Annotated in this window: 16 protein-coding genes and 1 tRNA gene; 5 read left to right on the forward strand and 12 right to left on the reverse strand. The window is 68.1% G+C overall.

Annotation, left to right across the window (positions count from 1 at the left end; all coding sequences use genetic code 11):
* Position 1 precedes the first annotated feature (1 nt).
* Positions 2 to 3,778, reverse strand: a complete 3,777-nt coding sequence (metH, locus tag K9D12_RS01365) for a methionine synthase (protein ID WP_223059261.1) — start codon at positions 3,776 to 3,778, stop codon at positions 2 to 4.
* A gap of 100 nt (positions 3,779 to 3,878) precedes the next feature.
* On the opposite strand from metH, the gene K9D12_RS01370 reads away from it, so the two are divergent.
* Complete coding sequence (locus K9D12_RS01370; protein WP_225910760.1) at positions 3,879 to 4,757, forward strand: PAC2 family protein; 879 nt, start codon at positions 3,879 to 3,881, stop codon at positions 4,755 to 4,757.
* A gap of 69 nt (positions 4,758 to 4,826) precedes the next feature.
* Here the strand turns inward: K9D12_RS01370 and mshC are convergent, their stop codons facing one another.
* Genes mshC through K9D12_RS01390 form a run of 4 tightly spaced genes read right to left on the reverse strand, consistent with a single transcriptional unit; the run spans position 4,827 to position 8,201 of the window.
* Positions 4,827 to 6,089 carry a cysteine--1-D-myo-inosityl 2-amino-2-deoxy-alpha-D-glucopyranoside ligase gene (gene mshC / locus K9D12_RS01375; protein WP_129663540.1) on the reverse strand — a complete coding sequence of 421 codons (1,263 nt, stop codon included), beginning with the start codon at positions 6,087 to 6,089 and terminating at the stop codon, positions 4,827 to 4,829.
* 19 nt (positions 6,090 to 6,108) lie between these two features.
* On the reverse strand, positions 6,109 to 6,945 hold the full coding sequence (locus tag K9D12_RS01380) for an SCO1664 family protein (RefSeq protein WP_205744854.1): 837 nt from the start codon (positions 6,943 to 6,945) through the stop codon (positions 6,109 to 6,111).
* Entirely contained in the window at positions 6,942 to 7,463 is a 522-nt protein-coding gene (locus K9D12_RS01385; RefSeq protein ID WP_118912377.1) for a DUF3090 domain-containing protein, read from the reverse strand. The genes K9D12_RS01380 and K9D12_RS01385 overlap by 4 nt, the downstream gene beginning before the upstream one ends.
* A gap of 9 nt (positions 7,464 to 7,472) precedes the next feature.
* Positions 7,473 to 8,201 (reverse strand): MSMEG_4193 family putative phosphomutase, encoded by a 729-nt coding sequence (locus tag K9D12_RS01390; protein ID WP_129663538.1) that lies wholly within the window; start codon positions 8,199 to 8,201, stop codon positions 7,473 to 7,475.
* Between the two features lie 51 nt (positions 8,202 to 8,252).
* Between K9D12_RS01390 and K9D12_RS01395 the strand changes: the two genes are divergently transcribed.
* Both K9D12_RS01395 and K9D12_RS01400 read left to right on the forward strand, forming a co-directional pair.
* A complete protein-coding gene (locus K9D12_RS01395; RefSeq protein ID WP_223059262.1) occupies positions 8,253 to 9,254 on the forward strand; it encodes a magnesium and cobalt transport protein CorA in 1,002 nt (333 codons plus the stop codon).
* Positions 9,251 to 10,237, forward strand: coding sequence for an aldo/keto reductase (locus K9D12_RS01400; protein ID WP_165357864.1), 987 nt, complete (start codon positions 9,251 to 9,253; stop codon positions 10,235 to 10,237). The genes K9D12_RS01395 and K9D12_RS01400 overlap by 4 nt, the downstream gene beginning before the upstream one ends.
* Before the next feature lie 92 nt (positions 10,238 to 10,329).
* Here the strand turns inward: K9D12_RS01400 and K9D12_RS01405 are convergent, their stop codons facing one another.
* Positions 10,330 to 10,620: a primosomal protein gene (locus K9D12_RS01405; protein ID WP_118912380.1), complete on the reverse strand. Its 291-nt coding sequence runs from the start codon at positions 10,618 to 10,620 to the stop codon at positions 10,330 to 10,332.
* 37 nt (positions 10,621 to 10,657) lie between these two features.
* Between K9D12_RS01405 and K9D12_RS01410 the strand changes: the two genes are divergently transcribed.
* Positions 10,658 to 10,858: a DUF5703 family protein gene (locus tag K9D12_RS01410; RefSeq protein ID WP_047312900.1), complete on the forward strand. Its 201-nt coding sequence runs from the start codon at positions 10,658 to 10,660 to the stop codon at positions 10,856 to 10,858.
* Between the two features lie 32 nt (positions 10,859 to 10,890).
* Here K9D12_RS01410 and K9D12_RS01415 read toward each other — a convergent pair whose 3' ends face one another.
* The 4 genes from K9D12_RS01415 to K9D12_RS01430 form a co-directional block, all read right to left on the reverse strand.
* Complete coding sequence (locus tag K9D12_RS01415; RefSeq protein ID WP_129663532.1) at positions 10,891 to 12,213, reverse strand: M20/M25/M40 family metallo-hydrolase; 1,323 nt, start codon at positions 12,211 to 12,213, stop codon at positions 10,891 to 10,893.
* Between the two features lie 73 nt (positions 12,214 to 12,286).
* Positions 12,287 to 12,371 (reverse strand) — tRNA-Leu (locus tag K9D12_RS01420).
* Between the two features lie 161 nt (positions 12,372 to 12,532).
* Positions 12,533 to 13,786, reverse strand: a complete 1,254-nt coding sequence (locus tag K9D12_RS01425; protein WP_129663530.1) for an SPFH domain-containing protein — start codon at positions 13,784 to 13,786, stop codon at positions 12,533 to 12,535.
* Between the two features lie 67 nt (positions 13,787 to 13,853).
* Positions 13,854 to 14,306, reverse strand: coding sequence for an NfeD family protein (locus tag K9D12_RS01430; protein ID WP_047312822.1), 453 nt, complete (start codon positions 14,304 to 14,306; stop codon positions 13,854 to 13,856).
* A gap of 135 nt (positions 14,307 to 14,441) precedes the next feature.
* On the opposite strand from K9D12_RS01430, the gene K9D12_RS01435 reads away from it, so the two are divergent.
* Positions 14,442 to 14,810: a tetratricopeptide repeat protein gene (locus K9D12_RS01435; protein WP_129663528.1), complete on the forward strand. Its 369-nt coding sequence runs from the start codon at positions 14,442 to 14,444 to the stop codon at positions 14,808 to 14,810.
* A 43-nt stretch (positions 14,811 to 14,853) separates the two neighbouring features.
* On the opposite strand, the gene K9D12_RS01440 is transcribed toward K9D12_RS01435, so the two are convergent.
* Together K9D12_RS01440 and K9D12_RS01445 are read right to left on the reverse strand one after the other, a co-directional pair.
* On the reverse strand, positions 14,854 to 16,230 hold the full coding sequence (locus tag K9D12_RS01440; protein WP_129663526.1) for a DNA polymerase IV: 1,377 nt from the start codon (positions 16,228 to 16,230) through the stop codon (positions 14,854 to 14,856).
* On the reverse strand, positions 16,227 to 17,273 hold the full coding sequence (locus K9D12_RS01445) for a glucose 1-dehydrogenase (protein ID WP_129663524.1): 1,047 nt from the start codon (positions 17,271 to 17,273) through the stop codon (positions 16,227 to 16,229). Before K9D12_RS01445 ends, K9D12_RS01440 begins: the two co-directional genes overlap by 4 nt.
* Between the last annotated feature and the right edge of the window lie 37 nt (positions 17,274 to 17,310).

Genomic DNA, 17,310 nt, shown 5'->3' on the forward strand with positions numbered 1-17,310 from the left:
GTCAGTCTTCCGGGTCGTAGCTGAGGTTGGGGGCGAGATGACGCTCCGCGTCCTTCACCGACCAGCCCTTTCGCCCAGCGTAGTCCTCCACCTGATCGCGCCCGATCCGTCCGACGACGAAGTAGCGCGATTCGGGGTGGGCGAAGTACCACCCGGACACCGACGCTCCCGGCCACATCGCACGCGACTCGGTGAGTTCGACACCGATCTCACGCGTGACATCGAGCAACTCGAAGAGGGTGTCCTTCTCCGTGTGCTCGGGGCACGCCGGGTAGCCCGGCGCGGGGCGAATGCCGGTGTAGCGCTCCGCGATGAGGTCCTCGTTGGAGAGGTTCTCCCCTGCCTCGTGACCCCAGAACTCGGTGCGAACGCGCTCGTGCATGCGCTCGGCGAGCGCCTCGGCCAATCGGTCGGCCAGGGCCTCGAGCAGGATCGCGGAGTAGTCGTCGAGTTCCTCCTTGAACGCGGCGATCCGAGCCGGAAGCTCGGTACCGGCGGTCACGGCGAAGGCGCCGACCCAGTCGTCCACGCCGGAGCCCTGCGGCGCGACGAAGTCGGCCAGGGAACGGTTCGGCACGCCCTCGCGGTGCTGACCCTGCTGGCGCAGGTGATGCAGACGAGCACGCTCGTCGGAACGCTCGGCGTCGGTGAACAGGACGGTGTCGTCGCCGTCGCCCGCGGCGGGCCAGAAGCCGATGACGGCGGCCGGGTGGAGCCAGCCCTCGGCCTCGACGCGGTCGAGCATCTCCTGCGCATCGTCGTAGAGCTTGCGTGCTGCCTCACCCTGGGCGGGGTTGCTCAGAATGTCCGGGAAGCGACCCTTCATCTCCCACGCGGCGAAGAAGGGCTGCCAGTCGATGTACTCGCGCAGCTCGCTCACGGGGTAGTCGGTGAACGTGCGTGTCACCGGCGCCCCGTCCGCGGCGAGTGCCGGCGCTGCGGGCACAGCACCGAGGTCGAGCATCGGGCGGTTCTCCCGAGCCGCATCGAGACTGAGCAGCGGGCGGTCGTCACGCTTGGCCGCGTGGCGCGCACGCAGAGAGTCGTAGTCGGCCGTCACGTCCGCGAGGAGCGCCTCGCGACGGGCGCCCTTCGACAGGAGCGCGGCAACGACCGGTACGGAGCGCGAGGCGTCCTTGACCCACACGACGGGCTGGTCGTAGCGCTGATCGATCTTGACGGCGGTGTGTGCGCGCGACGTCGTGGCGCCCCCGACGAGCAGGGGCAGGTCGAAGCCCTGCCGCTGCATCTCCCCCGCGACGTTCACCATCTCCTCGAGCGAGGGCGTGATGAGGCCCGACAGGCCGATGATGTCGGCCTCGTGCTCACGGGCAGCGTCGAGGATCTTCTGCCCGGCCACCATGACGCCGAGGTCGATGACCTCGTAGTTGTTGCACTGCAACACCACGCCGACGATGTTCTTGCCGATGTCGTGGACGTCGCCCTTGACCGTCGCGAGCACGACCGTGCCGTTCGTCTGCTTGCCCGTCGTGCCGCTCTTCACCTTCTCCGCCTCGATGAAGGGGATGAGGTACGCGACGGCCTTCTTCATGACCCGGGCCGACTTCACGACCTGGGGCAGGAACATCTTGCCGGCACCGAAGAGGTCGCCGACGACGCCCATGCCGTCCATGAGCGGGCCCTCGATCACCTCGAGCGGGCGCTTGCCCTCGGCCTCGAGCTCCGCGCGCATTTCCTCGGTGTCGTCCTCGATGAAGTCGTCGATGCCCTTGACGAGGGCGTGCGTGATGCGGTCGCGCACCGGCTCCTCGCGCCACCTCTCGGACTTCGTCTCGGCGACGGCGTCGCCGGTGTTGAAGCGCTCGGCGGCCTCGAGGAGGCGCTCCGTGGCGTCGGGTCGACGGTTGAGCACGACGTCCTCGACGAGTTCGCGCAGTTCGGGGTCGATCTCGTCGTACACGACGAGCGCGCCCGCGTTGACGATGCCCATGTCCATCCCCGCGGAGACGGCGTGGAAGAGGAAGACAGCGTGGATCGCCTCGCGCACGGGGTTGTTGCCGCGGAAGCTGAACGAGACGTTGGAGACGCCGCCGGAGACAAGGGCACCCGGCAGGTTCTCCTTGATCCAGCGCGTGGCCTCGATGAAGTCCACGCCGTAGTTGGCGTGTTCCTCGATACCCGTACCGATGGCGAAGATGTTGGGGTCGAAGATGATGTCCTCGGCCGGCAGGCCCACCTCGGGGCCGGTGAGGATGTCGTAGGCGCGTCGGCAGATGTCCTTGCGCCGCTCGAGAGTGTCGGCCTGGCCGTCCTCGTCGAAGGCCATGACGACGGCCGCAGCGCCGTAGCGCTTGACGAGTCGCGCCTGCTCGACGAACGGCTCGACGCCCTCCTTCATCGAGATGGAGTTGACGATCGACTTGCCCTGGATGCACTTGAGTCCGGCTTCGATGACGTCCCACTTCGAGGAGTCGACCATGACCGGAACGCGGCTGATGTCGGGTTCGGACGCGATGAGCTTGCAGAAGCGGTCCATCGCCTCGATGCCGTCGATCATCCCCTCGTCCATGTTGATGTCGATGATCTGAGCGCCGTTCTCGACCTGCTGACGAGCCACAGACAAGGCGGTGGGGTAATCGCCGTCCTTGATGAGCTTGCGGAATCGAGCCGAACCGGTGATGTTCGTGCGCTCACCGACGTTGACGAAGAGCGAGTCGTCGTCGACGGTGAAGGGCTCGAGGCCGGAAAGCCTTAGAGCAGAACCGATCTCGGGCACCGGACGTGGCGGCAGCTTCTCGATCATTTCCGCGATGGCCGCGATGTGGTCCGGGGTCGTGCCGCAGCATCCACCGACGATGTTGACGAGTCGGTCGGTGGCGAACGTCGTGACGACCCCCGCCATCGCGTCGGGCGTCTCGTCGTACTCACCGAAGGCGTTCGGCAACCCCGCGTTCGGGTAGCAGGAAACGAAACAGTCTGCGATGCGGGAGATCTCGGCGACGTACGGTCGCATCTCGTCCGCGCCGAGTGCACAGTTGAGGCCGACGGCCAGCGGTTTGCTGTGGCGCACCGAGTTCCAGAACGCCTCGCTCGTCTGGCCCGACAGCGTACGTCCCGAGGCGTCGGTGATCGTGCCCGAGATGACGATGGGCCAACGGCGGCCGCGCTGCTCGAACAGGACGTCGAGTGCGAACAGAGCCGCCTTGGCGTTGAGGGTGTCGAAGATCGTCTCGACGAGCATGATGTCGACGCCGCCGTCGGCCAGTCCTTCGGCCTGCTCGAGATAAGCCGAGACGAGCTCGTCGAAGGAGATGTTGCGCTTGCCCGGGTCGTTGACGTCCGGCGAGATGGACGCGGTGCGGTTCGTCGGGCCGATGGCGCCGGCCACGAAGCGGGGACGCTCGTCGGTGGCGACGGCATCGGCGGCGTTGCGCGCGAGTTCCGCCGAGGCGACGTTGAGCTCGTACGCGAGGTCGCTCATGTCGTAGTCGGCGAGCGAGATGCGCTGGGCGTTGAAGGTGTTCGTCTCGACGATGTCGGCGCCGGCTTCGAGGTACTCGCGGTGGATTCCCTCGATGACGTCGGGCGCGGTGAGCGAGAGCAGGTCGTTGTTGCCCCGCAGGTCGCTCGGGTAGTCGGCGAAACGCTCGCCGCGGTAGTCGGCTTCGGTGAGCCCGGCGCGCTGGATCATCGTTCCCATGGCGCCGTCCATGATGAGGAGGCGATCGCTCAGGAGGCGCCTGAGTTCGTCCGTGCGATCCGTGCTGGTCGTGACGAACTCGTCCTGGTCGGTCGTTGTCTTGGAGCGGCTGCTCACGTGACGTCCCTTCACCGAAGATGGTCTGAACGCCACATGCTAAGCGGGAGCGAGGTACCGGCCTTGGTGCGCGCAGCCTCGTGGCCGCATACTGGAACGCTTGCCGATCTTTCGACCCGAAGGGGTGCCCGCAGTGCGTCGTCACTTCGAACTCGTCACCGAGACCGCGCCCACCGTCATCGTCGCGTTCCAGGGGTGGAACGACGTGTCCGGTGCGGCCCTGGACGCCGTCGACCACCTCGTCACCCAGACGAAGGCTCGGCTGTGGGCCGACATCGATCCTCAGGACTACTACGACTTCCAGGTCAACCAGCCGCGCGTCGACGTCGTCGACGGCGAGCGTCGCATCATCTGGCGCACGACCGAGGTCCACCACGCGGTGATGGCCGGGGTGGGCGATGTGCTGCTCGTCAAGGGCATCGAACCGTCGTTCCGCTGGAAGGCGTTCCTCGACGAACTGCTCACGATGCTCGACGACGTGAACCCCCGTCGCGTGGTCCTGTGCGGCGTGCTCGACGGCGAAGTGGCCCACACGCGTCCGTTCCCCGTCGCCTTCACGTCCCCTCAGCCGGTGACCCGGGCGGCCCACGACGCACGGACACCCACCTACATCGGACCGACGGGCATCGTCGGGGTGCTCGTCGATGCCCTCGGTCGCACTGCGTACGAGACGCTCTCGATGTGGGTGACCGTTCCTCGATACGCGCTCGGTGGGCCCCAGCCGAAGGTCTCCCTGACCGTCGTCAGCGCGCTGGAACGCCTTCTCGAGACGCCGCTCCCCCTGGCCGATCTCGAGGAGCAGGCGCGCGCGTGGGAACGGGGTGTGAGCGACCTCGTGGCGGAGGACGGTGAGATGGCGTCCTACGTCGACACGCTCGAGAACACCGTCGACGTCACCGAACTGCCCGAGGCGTCGGGAGACGCCATCGCGCAGGAGTTCGAGCAGTTCCTGCGCCGCCGCGACGACGACCAGCTCTGAGCGCACGAACAAGGACCGGCCCGCCCCCACGTGGGGACGGGCCGATCCTCGCGAGAGTCGGAGTGTGACTCAGAGGCGGACGCCGAGCAGGGCCTCGACCGCTTCGCGGACCTGGCCACCGGAACCGATGGCCTCGTTCTCCGCGGTCTCACACCAAGCGTCCACGGCGGCGAGCGCCGATGCGGTGTCGAGGTCGTTGCGCAGGGCCCGGCGCAGATCCGCGACGACGGCCTCGGCGTCCCCACGATCGTTGGACGTGGCGGCACGCCAGCGTGCCAGTCGCTCCTTGGCCGCCTCGAGCATGGCGTCGGTGTACTCCCAGTCGCTGCGGTAGTGCTGCGCGAGCATGACGAGACGAATGGCCATCGGGTCGACGCCCTCACGGCGCAACACGGAGACCTTGACGAGGTTGCCCTTGCTCTTGCTCATCTTCTCGCCCTCGTACCCGACCATGCCCTGGTGGGCATAGTGACGGGCGAAGGGCACCTGGCCGGTGAGCGCGACGGCCTGGACCGCGCTCATCTCGTGGTGCGGGAAGACGAGGTCGGTGCCGCCGCCCTGCAGAGTGAAACCGGAACCGAGGTGCTCGAGCGCGATCGAGGTGCACTCGATGTGCCATCCGGGGCGACCGCGTCCGATGACCGAACCGCCGTTCCAGGCGGGCTCCCCCGCGCGCTCGGCGCGCCACAGGAGCGGGTCGAGCGCGTCGCGTTTACCAGGGCGCTCGGGGTCACCGCCACGGTCGGCGTAGACGTCGAGCATCTCCTCGCGACTCCAGTGCGACAGGTCGCCGAACGTGGGCTGCTGCGCGAGGTCGAGGTAGATGTCCGCCGCGCCGTCGGCGACGTCCTCACCCTCGGGCACCGGCGAGGCGTAGGCCGCGCCGGACTCGACGAGCTTCGTCACATTGGCGGCGTGTGAGCCCATGGACTCGACGACGCCGATGTAGTGCTGCGGCGGCAGAACGGCAAGGGCTTCCATGTCGCCGTGGAAGAGCTCGATCTCGCTCGTGGCGAGGTCGCGCCAGTCGACACCGTCACGGGTGGCACGTTCGAGCAGTGGGTCGTCGACATCCGTGACGTTCTGGACGTAGGTGACCTTCATGCCCATGTCCCGCATGACGCGGTGGGCCAGGTCGAAGGTGACGTAGGTGGCCGCGTGACCGAGGTGCGTCGCGTCGTACGGAGTGATGCCGCAGACGTACATGCCGGCTGCTTCGGCGGGCTCGATCGGAAGGGGTTTCCCGGCGGCCGTGTCGAAGAGGGCGAACGGCGTGTCCGCTCCTGCGGTGGTCGAGACGGCGGGCAGGGAGGGCGCGGACCACGATTTCACGCCGCCCAGCCTAACGCGCTCACAGCGGCGGCCAGGGCAGGCCGTAGCGCTCCTCGGGTGGGTCCGGGAAGGTGCCGGCTTCGAGCAGTGCGTCGGTGCGCGCGTGCAGCGCCTCGATCTCGGCCGGTGTGAGGAGCGGGGCCAACCCCTGTGTGAGTTCCCCTCGCGCCGAGACGAGGCGCCGAAGCGCCGTCTCGATCGGCTCCTCCAGTGGGTCACCGGCGAAGCCCCACAGGACGGTGCGCAGCTTGTCGTCGGTGTGGAAGGTGAGGCCGTTGTCGATGGCGAACAGTGCCTCGGGTGTCTCGATGAGGTGGGAGCCCTTGCGGTCTGCGTTGTTCGTCACGACGTCGAACACGGCGATTCGCCGCAGGGCGGGCGTGTCGGTGTGGACGAGGACGAGTGGTCCCTCCTCACCCTCGAACGCGGCGATCGGGTGGACCGACCCCTGCTGGGAGACGAACTCCTCCTCGTCGAGCAGCGCGACGTGTGCCTGCTCCGTCGGGACGAGGGGACCCACCCAGCGCTGCAGTGAGCCTTCGCCCAGGTCGTCTTCGAACCACCGGGTCTCGGGAACGTGATCCCAGCCGAGCGCGGCGCACACGAGGGACGCCGCAACCTCCCGGTGCGCGAGGGTGCCTCGGGGGAAGTCGGCCAGCGGACGCTCGCCCGCCACGGGCTTGAACACGGCGCGGGCCGCGTGGTCCGGGAGCTCGCTCGGGTCGTCCGGCACCTCGGCGAGTGAACTCACGTCGGCCATGCGCAGGACGACGTTGGACGCCTCGACGAGACGGCCTTCGAGCGTCCACCGAGCGTGCTCAGGGAGCGAACCTCCCGATTCCTTGGGTTCGCTCAACGGCGGCGGTACCCGTTGGCTCGAGGGCAGACATGACCGCTGGGATCGAGCGGCTCGTTGCACAGCGGGCACGGACGTCGGCCCTGCGCGACGAGGGCGATCGAGCGGCGGGAGAACTCTCGCGCCACGCTGGGGGTCATGACGACGCGCAGAGTCGTCTGCTCGCCGTCGGTCTCGTCACTGGCGCCCACCTCGTGCTCGAGGTCGTGGCACTCGATGCTCAGCAACTGCGTCGTCGGATTCCACGCGGCGCTCATACTGCCGACCCGGAAGATCGGGTCGACAGGCAGCTCGAGGGGGTCGTTGTCCTGCGGCGCAGCAGGAACGTCCCGGTCGGCTCCCACCTCGTCGAGCAGTTCGGCAACACGCTCGGCGAGGAGTTCCACCTGCTGCTTCTCGATGGCGACGCCCTCGACGCGGCGCGGGTCGCGCACCTGAAGGTAGAACTCACGGGCCCCCGGCTCGCCGACCGTACCGGCGACGAAGCGCTGAGGATGAACGAACTCGAGCACTGGCATGGCTCCAGCCTAATTGCGCTGTCCAGACGCGGTGTCCGTGACGCCCCTCGATCCGCCGACGGTGGCGTCCGAGCCGCTCGTCGCCTGGTGGGTGAGCACGTCACGCAGCCCGCCGTGGGTGTGGTTCATGAGGAGGACGAACGGCCGCGACGACGTGTAGCGCACGATGCTGACCGAGGAGGGCGAGGCGACGATCCGCTGGAAGTCGTCGAGCGGTGTGCCCAGAGCGTCGGCGAGCACCGCCTTGATGACGTCGCCGTGGCTCACGGCAACCCACGTGGCACTCGCGCCGTGGGACTGCTCGACCCCGGTGTCGATCCCACGGACGGTCTCGACGGCCCTACGCTGCATGTCGCGCATCGACTCGTGCTCGAACGCGTCGCTGGGCGGAAAGGTGACGCCGGAGGGGGCCTCCTGGACGTCCTTCCACAGCGGTTCCTTCGCCAACTCGACGAGTGGGCGCCCCGTCCACGCTCCGTAGTGGCACTCGCCGATGCCGTCGTGTTCCTCGGGCACCAAGCCGGTGCGCTCCGCGAGCGGGGCTGCCGTCTCGCGACAGCGCACGAGCGGCGACGTCACGAGGCGTACGGGAGTCGTTGCCGCGGAGATCGACTCGGCGATGGCGGAGGCTTGCGTTCGGCCGGTGTCGTCGAGGTGGGTTTCGGGCGTCCAGCCGGCCAGAACACCTGAAGCGTTGGCCGTCGTACGTCCGTGTCGGAGCAGGATGAGGGTCGCCACGCCGCCAGCCTAATGACAGCGCCGGGCCGGATGGTCGAGGACAATGAGCCCGTGATCATCGACCAGGCCGTCTACCGCCGGGGCGAACGCCTGCCCTGCGGTGACATCAGCGACGAACTCGCTGAACTCCAGGCCCGAGGGGACGACGAGTCCAGCTTCCTGTGGATCGGCCTCAAGGATCCGACGGCCGACGAGTTCGAACACCTCGCCCGTGAACTCGAGCTGCACCCCCTCGCTGTCGAGGATGCCCTCAAGGGCGGCCAACGACCCAAGTTCGAGATCTACGGCCACATGGCGTTCGTCGTCATGCGCACCCTGCGCTACATCGACGAGAGTTCCGACGTCGAAACCGGTGAACTCATGGCGTTCGTCGGCCCCCACTTCGTCGTCACGGTGCGACGGGGTGAACCCGCGCCCCTCGAGCAGGTGCGATCTGCGCTCGAACACGACCCCACGATGCTCGAGAAGGGGCCGATGGCTGTGCTCTACAGCGTCATGGACGCGGTGGTCGACCGCTACCGCACCATCGACGAGGAGTTGAGTGACGACGTCGTCGCCATCGAGCACCGCGTGTTCACCCCCGGCCTGACGACGGACGTCGGTGAGATCTACGCGCTCAAGCGCGAACTGCTCGAAGCGCGCTGGGCCGTGCAGCCCCTCATCGAGCCCGCTCGGCGGTTGCTCGCGGCACGCTTCGTGCCCGACGAGTTCTCGCCATTCTTCCGTGACATCCAGGATCACCTCCTCATCGTCCACGAGCACATCGAGACCTACGACCGGCTCCTGTCGGATGTCCTGTCGGCCCACCTCGCGCAGGTCTCGGTTCGCCAGAACGACGACATGCGCAAGATCTCGGCCTGGGTTGCGATCGCGTCCGTCCCGACGATGTTGGCGGGCATCTACGGCATGAACTTCCACTCGATGCCGGAGCTGGAAGCATCGGTGAATGTCGGCGGCAGCGAGTTCTACTACGGCTACTACGTCGTGCTCGCCGTCCTCGTCACCGCGTGTGTGCTCCTGTGGCGCACCTTCAAGAGAACAGGATGGCTGTGAGCTCACTGACGCACCTGCACGACGACCGACCGCACGTGGACGTCGCGACCCTCGGCGCGAGCGGCGCCCGGGTGAGTCGTGTCGTCCTCGGTGTCTCCGGGTGGGGCGGCAGCGTCGACGCCGAACGGGGCGCCGAGGTCGTCGACACCTACCGTGACGCCGGTGGCTTCACCCTCGAGGTCGGTGACACGGACGGCGGCGTGGCCGAGGAACTTCTCGGTGAGATCGTCGGCGGCCGCCATGCGCGTGACGAAGTGTTTCTCATCGGACGTTCCGGGCGCGGCTCGCACAGTGTGCCGGTGCCCGGTAGTAGCGGCGACACGTCGCGTCGGGCGCTCATGGCGGGCCTCGACGCGTCGCTGGCCCGCCTCGGCACTGAGCACCTCGACCTGTGGCTGGTCGACGGCTTCGACGGCGTGACGCCGAGCGCCGAGGTGGCCGAGACGATGGAGTGGGCGTTGACCTCAGGGCGCGCCACCTACGTCGGTGTCGGTGATGTACCGGCCTGGCGCGCAGTCGATCTCAGCCACGAACTGGCCACGCGGCGCATCCGTCTCGCGGCGCACGCCACCGAGTACAGCCTGCTCGAGCGTTCTGCGGACACCGACGTGGTCGACGCAGCTCGGACTCGGGGCCACGGTGTGCTCGGCGGAAGCGCTCTCGCGGGAGGGGCCTTGACCGGCAAGTACCGCCACGGAACCCCGGCGGACTCGCGCAGGGCCGCCGGTGTCGTCCCGCTCCAGCCCCGTCACTTCGGTGCCTCGGCGCGTTCCGTCGTCGAGTCGCTCGCCACCGCCGCCGAGGGGCTGGGCGTGCACCCGAGCGAACTGGCCCTCGCCTGGCAGTTGCGGCAGGAGGGACTCGACGCCCTCATGGTCGGTGCGCGAACACCAGCGCAGATGCGCGTGCTCCTGCGTGCGGGCCAACTCGTCGTCCCCGACGAGATCCTTGCCGTCCTCGACGAGGTCTCGCGCACCCGCTGAGTCGCCTCGCAACACTAGACATGAGGAAGGCCCGCCGTTGCCGGCGGGCCTTGCTCATGTTCGGAGCGTCATTGCACTATGACGCGCGCCGCTCAGTGCTCGTCGTCCTCGTCTTCGTCGTCGAGGTCTTCCTCGTCGTACTCGTCGTCGTCATCTTCGTCGTCTTCCTCGTCGAAGTCCTCCTCCGAGTACACCTCGAGCGGTGTGACTTCGTTGAAGGCGTCCATGAGGGCGTCGTCGTAGTCCTCGAAGGCATCGGCCAACGCCTGGTAGGCGGCGACGACCGCGGGGTCGTTCTCTCCCCGTCGTCCGGAACATGCTTCGAGGTGACGTTCGAAGGCGCTCGTGAGTGTTTCCAGAGCTGCGCGCGGGTCTGCGGTCATGTGGAAAACGCTACCGCGAACGCGGCAGAATGTGCAGATGCCCGAGTACGAATACCGCACGCTCACCTTCGAGCGCGGCACCAGCCGCGGAGACATCCGACAGGCCCTCACCGATGAGGCGGAGTACGGGCACTGGGAACTCGCGCGCACGCGCCTCTACCTCGGCGGAATGCGTCGGGTCTGGCTGCGCCGGCGCATCATTCGCATGCGCCGCGAGTCCCCCGGCGGCCTGCTCTGACTCCTGTCGTGTCGGGCGGAGCCGCGAGCCGCTCAGCAGTCGGTGAGGAAGCGCGCCAGGACGCGCTGACCGAATTCCAGGCTCTCGACCGGCACGCGCTCGTCGATGCCGTGGAACATCGGGGCGAAGTCGAGGTTGGCCGGCAGACGCAGGGGTGCGAACCCGTAGCCGGTGATGCCGAGTTCCTTGAGCGCCTTGTTGTCCGTGCCGCCCGAGAGGCAGTAGGGCAGCACCTCACATCCCGGGTCCTCGGCGCGCAGAGCCGACTTCATCCGATCGACGAGGTCCGTCTCGAACGGTGCGTCGAGCGCGATGTCCCGATGCAACGTCTCGACCGTCACGTGCTCGCCGGCGAGTTCCTCGATGACCGCCATGAGCTCGTCCTCGTGGCCGGGCAGGAAGCGACAGTCGACGTTGACCGATGCCGTCTGAGGAATGACGTTCTGCTTGTACCCCGCCGCAAGCATCGTCACGTTCGACGTGTTCGCCAGGGTGCCTTCGACGAAGCCGCGAGCCCCGCCGATCGTGGACAGCAGGGCGGTGTTGTCGTCGTCGGCGTACGTGATGCCCGTGGTGGTCGACAGACCGTCGAGGAGGGCGCGCACACTCGCGATGTACTGGCGCGGCCACACGTGGGCGTCGATGCGCGTGATGGCCTGCGCGAGTCGAACGATGGCGTTCTCATCGTTCGGCACGCTGCCGTGTCCGGCGCGTCCGTGGGCGGTGAGGCGCAGCCACCGGATGCCCTTTTCCGCGGTCTGGAGCAGGTAGGCCCGCTGGTCACCACCGGAGGCTGCCGGCACGGTGACGGAGTAGCCGCCCACCTCGCTGATAGCTTCGGTGGCGCCGTCGAACAGCTCGGGGCGGTTGTCGACGGCCCAGTGTGAGCCGAGCACTCCCCCGGCTTCCTCGTCGGCGAAGAAGGCGACGACGAGGTCACGCGACGGCTTGACGCCGCGGCGGGCGAAGTCACGCACCGTCGCGAGGATCATGGCGTCCATGTCCTTCATGTCGATGGCGCCGCGACCCCAGACGCACCCGTCGGCCAGGTCTGCCGCGAAGGGGTCGTGGGTCCAGTCGGCCGCTTCCGCCGGAACGACGTCGAGGTGCCCGTGGACGACGAGAGCCCCGCGCTCGGAGTCCTCACCGGGGATGCGGACGACGACGTTAGCGCGGCCCTTCTCGCTCTCGAACAACTCGGGCTCGAGGCCGACCTCCTGCAGCTGACCGACGACGTACTCGGCCGCCTCGCGCTCCCCCGGCCCCTCGACCCCGGGGCCGTAGTTGCTCGTGTCGATGCGAATGAGGTCACGGCAGATACGAAGGACGTCGCTTTCGGCGGCTGCAGAAGTCATGCTCCTACTCTGCCACCCGTTTCCGGGCACGAAAAAGCGGCCCGATGATCTCTCATCGAGCCGCTTCGCGGTGTGTCCGAGGGGGGACTTGAACCCCCACGTCCGATAAAGGACACTAGCACCTCAAGCTAGCGCGTCTGCCATTCCGCCACCCGGACAGGTGGTGTTTTCCGGCCGCTTCCGCGTCCTTCCAACGAGGGAAAACACTACCAGGCGATTCCGGCGAATGCACATCGAGATCCTGGGGGTGCGCCACGGCCCGCCGACACGGTGATGTCGGCGGGCCGTTCGCGTGCCGACGACGTCGAAACGTCATACGTCAGGCGTTGGGATTCCCCTGCTCGTCGCGGTTCACACCTTGCAGCGGCGCGCGCACGGGACGCTCCTCGCGCACCTCCTGCGGTGCCGGCTCCGGCGAGCCAGCAGCCTCGTCGAACGTGGGAGCAGCCACGTGCGGCGAGGGCGCGATCTGCGGGCGCTCGACTTCGCTCGGGGCATCTTCGGCGGCTGACGGAGCAGCAGCTCGCACGGGGCGAGCGGCCGTCTGCGTGTTGCGCTCTGCCTCGGTCGTGGCCTGGTTGGCCTCACCGCGGGCGTTCGCCAGAGCGACCTCCGGGTCCTCGAGGGTGGTGTCGGCGAACGCGTTGGTGTCGTTCGTGCCGGGGTCGACCCATTCCTCGTCGTCGTTGTCTCCCGGGCGACCGGCGTCGCCGCCGAGGGCGCTCGAGATGCCGCGCAGAGCGTCCGTGACCTCGGAAGGGATGACCCACATCTTGTTCGAGTCGCCCTGAGCGAGCTGCGGCAGTGTCTGCAGGTACTGGTAAGCGAGGAGACGCTGCGTCGGCTTGCCCCGGTGGATGGCGTCGAACACCTGCTGGATGGCGCGGGCCTCACCCTGTGCCTTGAGGATGGCCGCCTGGGCCTCGCCCTCGGCCTTGAGGATCGAGGACTGCTTCTCACCCTCGGCCGTGAGGATCTGCGACTGCTTGAAACCCTCGGCGTTGAGGATGGCGGCGCGGCGGTCACGCTCGGCGCGCATCTGCTTCTCCATGGAGTCCTGCACCGAAGCCGGCGGGTCGATGGCCTTGAGCTCCACGCGGTTGACGCGGATGCCCCAGCGCCCGGTCGCCTCGTCGAGCACGCCGCGCAGCTGGCCGTTGATCTGGTCGCGCGAGGTCAGCGTCTGCTCGAGGTCGAGCGAACCGATGACGTTACGCAGCGTCGTGACCGTGAGCTGCTCGATGCCCTGAATGAAGTTCTCAATCTCGTACACGGCCGACTTCGGGTCGGTCACCGAGTAGTAGATGACGGTGTCGATGCTCACGACGAGGTTGTCGCTCGTGATGACCGGCTGCGGCGGGAAGGTGACGACCTGCTCGCGCAGGTCGATGTTCGCGCGGACGCGGTCGATGAACGGCACGAGGATGTGCAGACCGTCGGTCAGGGTGCGGTTGTACGAACCGAGGCGCTCGATGATCTGCGCCGTCTGCTGCGGCACGATGCGCACCGTCCGCATGAGGACGACGACGACGAACAGGACGAGCAGCAGGACGGCGATGAGTCCTGGTGACATGGTGTTCCCTCCCCCGCCGGTTCGGGTGCCCGGCAGTGTGTGTGCTTCGGACTGTGGTGGCGCGCGATCAGTAGTGGGCGCCGGGGCTGGCCGGGTCGACGAGCAGGGTGGCGCCCTGCAGTTCGACGACCTGAACGGACGAGCCCAGCGGCAGCGTCGTGCGAACGTCGGTACGCGCGGTCCACAGGTCACCGTGGACCTTGACCAGGCCGGCCGTGTCGGACACGGGCTCGACGACGTAGCCGGTGAGGCCGACGACGGACGTCGGACCGATGTCCCTGTTGTCACGCTTGGGGCGCAGACGCTTGCGCAGGGCCGGGCGCAGCGTGAACAGGAGGCCCACTGCGACAGCGACCGCGACGACCGCGCTGAGGACGAACCCTGCGCCGAGGAAGGAGGCCAGGGCGCCGGCGAGAGCGCCGATCGCGAGCATGATGAACACGAAGTCCACCGTGACGGCCTCCACGGCCGCCATCGCGAGCGCGACGCCGAGCCACATCAGCCATGCACTGCCGTTCATCGTGTTCCGCTCCCAAGGGTTGGCCGTCAATGCGCTTGCGGCCCACCGTACGTGGTCCGACTGGGGTCGGGAATGCGAAACCCTAACGATTGTCTTACATCTCAGAACATCGACCGATCGGTCAGGAGGCCTTCGATGACGAATTACCCGTGGAGCGACTTAACCCCCGTGCGCACCGACGCCCGCGTCGAGTACAAGGGTGCCCTGCGTGACTTCGAACGCCGCCGTTACGTCGATGCCGCCGAGCGGCTCGAATGGATCCTGGGCCAGCCGGTCGACCACCGCCACGGGCTCGGTGACGTGCGTGAACTGCTCGCCCGCGCCTACTACCACTCGGCCCGGCTGGATCTCGCCGAGAGCACCGCTCGTGCCGTCATGAGCGATCAGCCGACGAACGGCTACGCCGCCATGCTTCTCGCGCGAACGCTGCAGCGGCAGGGGCGCGCGGAGGAGGCGAAGGCTCCGGCCGCTTTGGCGGCGGCCCTGGGCGTGACTGCCGACTGACAGTCCGAAGAACAACCGGCGAAGCGCCCAGCTGAGACGTGATCTACGTCCAGCTCGGCGCTTCTGCTGGTGAGAGGGCCTCGTCGTCCACGGCGAAGGTGTGCACCGGTCCCGGCGGGGTGGTCGGCCCCTCGAAGCGAACCGTGACGCGCGAGCGCCCGGAGCCCCAGACCCAGCCGTTGCCGTGATCGGGGTGGTGGACGTCCATTCCGGTACGCCAGCGGCGCTCTGGCGACGGGCTGAAGCGTGTCGAGAGATCGATGGCGTCACTGCCGGGGGCGGGTTCGTCCTGCGGTGACGGTGCGAAGACCTCCGGGTACTCGGTCTCGTCGTCGGCCGAGGTCTCGAGATCGAACAGTCCCGTCTGGGCGTGCGCTACGAACCCGCTGAGACCGACGCCGAGCAGGCGCACACCCTGAGGCAGATCGAGCCCGTCGAGCAAGCGTGTGGCGGTTCGCGCGATGACGTCGGCGTCCCGTGTCGGTGAGGTGGTCGTGAAGCTGCGCGTCAGGGCCGTGAAGTCGGGAAGCCTCACCTTGAGGTGGACGGTTCGGCCGAAGACACCGGCCTTCTCGGCGCGCGCCCCGACCGATTCGGCGATGCGCTCGATCTCGCGGTGCAGGACGTGACGCTCGTGCACGTCACGTTCGAAGGTTTCCTCGTTCGAGATGCTCTTGGCCTCGCGCGAGAGCGTGAGCTCGCGGTCGTCCCGGGCCCGCGCCAGCGAGAAGAGGGAGCGCCCGTGCCGTTCGCCGAACACGCTGACGAGGTCGGTGTCGGTCATGCGCCGCAGGTCGCCGACCGTCTCGACCCCGAACGTCCGCAGCCGGGCCGCCGTGGCCGGCCCCACGCCGCTGATCGCCCGCACACTCATCGGTTCGAGGACGCTCTCCTCCTCCCCCGGCGCGACGATCGTGATGCCGTTCGGTTTGTCGAGGTCCGAGCCGATCTTCGCGAGCATCTTCGAGGTGGCCGCACCGGCACTGGCCGTGAGGCCGCCGGTTGCCTCCCGGATGTCGGCGTCGAGGCGCTCGAGTCGCTTCCGGACGGTGTCGACCTCCAGATCCTCCAGGTCGGCGCCCCGCAGATCGACGTACGCCTCGTCGATGGAGACCTGCTCCACGAGCGGCGACAGCTCACGCAGCAGATCCATGACGACGAGGGACGACTTGCGGTATGCCTCGAAGCGCGGCGAGAGGAACGCCGTTCCGGCGGGGCAGATCGCCCGAGCTTCCGCCGTGCTCATCGCACTGCGGGCACCGTAGACCCGGGCCTCGTACGACGCCGTCGAGACGACCCCACGCATCCCCGTGCCCCCGACGACGACAGGTCGCCCACGCAGACTGGGCTTGTCCCGCTGTTCGACCGACGCGAAGAAGGCGTCGAGGTCGACGTGCAGAATGCTGGGGTCGCTTCTCACGTGAGGTCGAGAACCACCTTGACGTCGCCGTCCTGACGCTCGAAGGCCTGCGCGAAGTCCTCCAGCGGCACCCGGCGCGTGATCAGACGCTCGAGCCACGCGTTGTCCGCACGGTCGAGCACTGCGGCGGCCTCTTCGTAGTGGCGGCGGTTGGCGTTGACGGAGCCGACGACGACGCCGTTGTCGAGCACGAGGTCACGGTTGATGAACCCGAGGTCGACCTCGGACTCGTGCGGAGCCGAGATTCCGGTGAGGCAGACGATGCCGTAGGGCACGTTGTTGGCCAGCACGGCCGAGATGACGGGCACGGCACCGGTGGCTTCGATGACGACGTCGGGGGCGATGGTGGTCATCTGCTCGACGGCATCGCCCGTGACGTAGTGCGCGCCGAGCGCTTCGACGAGTTCGGGTTTGATGCCCTCGGTGGCGCGGTCGAGGACGTAGACCTCGAGGCCCTTCTGAACGCCGATGAGGGCGCCGAGGAGACCGATGGGGCCGGCGCCGGTGACGAGAACCCTCTTGGGGTCGAAGTAGGCGCGCGAGCCGATGCGCTCGACCTGCTCCCACGCCTTGGCGACCACGGTGGTCGGTTCGAGAAGGACACCGACCTTCTCGAGGTTGGGTGCGAGCTTCACGGCGTGTTCGGCGGGAATGCTCCAGCGCCTCGAACCGAAGCCGTGGATCTGCTTGATGCCGTGCTCGGTGTACTCGCCGTTGCGGCACATGTCCCACTCGTCGTGGGCGCACGCGACGCAGGGCTGGGGGTCGGGCATACGCACGATGCCGACGACGAGGTCACCCGGTGCGAACTCGCTGCCCTGGGGAGCCTCGAGGACGCGTCCGAGGGACTCGTGGCCGAGGATGAGGCGCTCGGCACCGTCGGGGGCCCAGCCGTAGGCGCCTTCGGAGATTTCGTGATCGGTGCCGCACACGCCGAGCGCGAGGCCCTCGACGAGGAGCTCGTCGTCACCACGGCTCGGGTCGGGCATGTCGGTGACGGCGAGGGAGTCGGCCTTCAGGGGTACGACGGTGAGTGCACGCATGAACGTCACCTTAGAACCGAGGCCGGGCGACCGGCGA

Source organism: Dermacoccus sp. Tok2021 (assembly GCF_019895135.1).
GTDB lineage: Bacteria > Actinomycetota > Actinomycetes > Actinomycetales > Dermatophilaceae > Dermacoccus > Dermacoccus abyssi.